Source organism: Alkalibacterium iburiense (assembly GCF_039521845.1).
Taxonomy (GTDB): Bacteria; Bacillota; Bacilli; order Lactobacillales; family Carnobacteriaceae_A; genus Alkalibacterium; species Alkalibacterium iburiense.
The window spans coordinates 1-939 of the sequence record NZ_BAAACW010000093.1; the positions used below are offsets into that span (position 1 = coordinate 1).

At 35.6% G+C, this 939-nt stretch carries 1 protein-coding gene; it reads left to right on the top strand.

What is annotated here, in order from left to right; translation table 11 throughout:
* Positions 1–363: 363 nt before the first annotated feature.
* Positions 364–939, top strand: a 576-nt coding sequence (locus tag ABDZ53_RS07560; protein WP_343755170.1) for an extracellular solute-binding protein, incomplete at its 3' end; no start/stop codon positions are given.

Consider the following 939-nt stretch of genomic DNA (forward strand, 5'->3'; position numbering starts at 1 on the left):
TTTTAAATTTTTCATGATTTAATTATACCATGAGAGGTGCTTTTTTGTCTCTTTTTAGCATTTTCTTTTCAAATAAAAGGATTGATTATTCTGTGAAAAAGAGGTATTATATGGGTGTAAATATAATTAGTTTGTAACCTTAACAAACTAATATTTTTCAGTTAGGATATGTAAGCGTATTCTGTAAGCGTTTTATAGCATTCTTTTAATTGTTGAATATGTTACATAAACTAACTATCTATTCTGTCCAAATCGGTATAACACATTGGAGAAGAATAGAAAAGAAGGGGAAAAGGAGGCGTACTATCAAAAAAACGAGGGAATAGAACGAGTTGAAAACAAAATAATTGGAGGGATATATTCATGTTGAACAAGAAATGGTTTTTAAGTTTCGTAACATTGTCAGCGCTTACTTTAGCGGCTTGTGGCAATGGCGGAAACGGTGGGACTGATGACGGTGGCGGAGCAACAGACGATGGAGCAGCTGAAGAAGGCGAAGTTCTTGAAACTGAAGATGGTGAAGAATTTGAAGCACCAACGACAGCTGATGGTGAATTAAACGTTTGGACATTTACTGATGAAGCAGCAGACATGATTAATAACTACTATCTGGAAGCATTCCCGGATTTAGATTATGAAATTAACATATCTCAAGTACCAACTGAAGAGTTTGAAACGCAACTTGACCCTGTTTTAAATACTGATAGTGCACCGGATGTTATCTTTGCAGAGCAAGCCTTCTTTAAAAAATATGTAGAATCAGGTTTACTTGTAGACTTAGATCAGTTCGGAAATATTAGTGAAAATAGAGAAGACATATATGAATATGTTACAGATGCAGGAACAAGTGAAGATGGGACCTTTGTTATGAGTTCATGGCAAACAACACCAGGAGCCTTTTTCTATCGTGCAGACTTAGCGAGTGAACACCTCGGTATT